Origin of the sequence: Abyssisolibacter fermentans (assembly GCF_001559865.1) — a bacterium.
Taxonomy (GTDB): domain Bacteria; phylum Bacillota; class Clostridia; order Tissierellales; family MCWD3; genus Abyssisolibacter; species Abyssisolibacter fermentans.
Map to the genome: position 1 here is coordinate 1 of NZ_LOHE01000084.1, position 1,102 is coordinate 1,102.

The following is a 1,102-nucleotide window of genomic DNA, read 5'->3' on the forward strand; positions in this document are numbered from 1 at the left end:
TTTATGTGTGCCCAGCATGGGCATAATCTATAGGGTGAAAGTCCCGAACACCGAAGGTGATTAGGTGTTAGCCAAGAGCAAGGGTGTCCACCGTGAGGTGGAATCTGAAGGAAGCTGGAGGCAAATTTCCGGTCTGAGGAATACGAATCACATATGAGGCTGAATATAGTTGGATGAGTTTGCATAACAAAACAAAGTCCGTATCACCCGAAAGCTATTACAGTAAATGTGGCAGATATATGGAATGAAAGATTATGTTCTTACCTGGGGAGGTCTGATAGATATGTCAACAACAGATTGAATATCTGAATGACAACCTATACAGTGATGTATAGCTGAACTATCAGAAGTCAGCAGATGTCATAGTACCATTTAAATAGATATAAATGGGAAGGACTGAACGTTAGGGAGGTGAGTAAGAAATGGTATACTCAATAATCATGAATGAAAGACAGAAAACTTCAAAAGAAGGCTACTCTGTAGAGGTAGGATTGGAAATCCAAGGTAAACAGAGAGTGTCCAGTGATTTATCGGCGTTGCCATATCCAAAAACCAAATCTGAACAAAGTACTGAGAAACTATTAGAAATAATAGTTAGTAAACGTAACTTATATGAAGCATATAAAAGAGTCAAAAGAAACAAAGGTAAGCATGGAATTGATGGAATGAAGGTAAATGAACTCTTACCATATTTACAAGAAAATGCAGACCATTTAATAGCTAGTTTGATAGAAGGAACATATAGACCATTGCCTGTCAGAAGAGTAGAAATTCCTAAACCTGATGGTGGAATAAGACTACTCGGAATACCTACGGTAATAGATAGAATGATACAACAGGCAATAACACAGGTTATTAACCCAATATTTGATACAGAATTCTCCGAAAATAGTTATGGATTTAGACCATATAGGAACGCACATATGGCTTTAAAACAAGCTCAGAAATATATAAATGAGGGCAATAGATATGTCGTAGACATGGACTTAGAGAAATTCTTTGATAATGTAAATCATGATATTCTAATGTCCTTTGTTGCACGTAAAATAAAGGATAAAAGAGTTCTAAGGTTAATAAGAAAATACCTTGAATCTGGTATTAT

At 36.0% G+C, this 1,102-nt stretch carries 1 protein-coding gene; it reads left to right on the forward strand.

All coding sequences use genetic code 11. The annotated features are described in order from the left end of the window. Positions 1–422 precede the first annotated feature (422 nt). Positions 423–1,102, forward strand: a 680-nt coding sequence (locus AYC61_RS16690) for a reverse transcriptase domain-containing protein (protein WP_242866825.1), incomplete at its 3' end; no start/stop codon positions are given.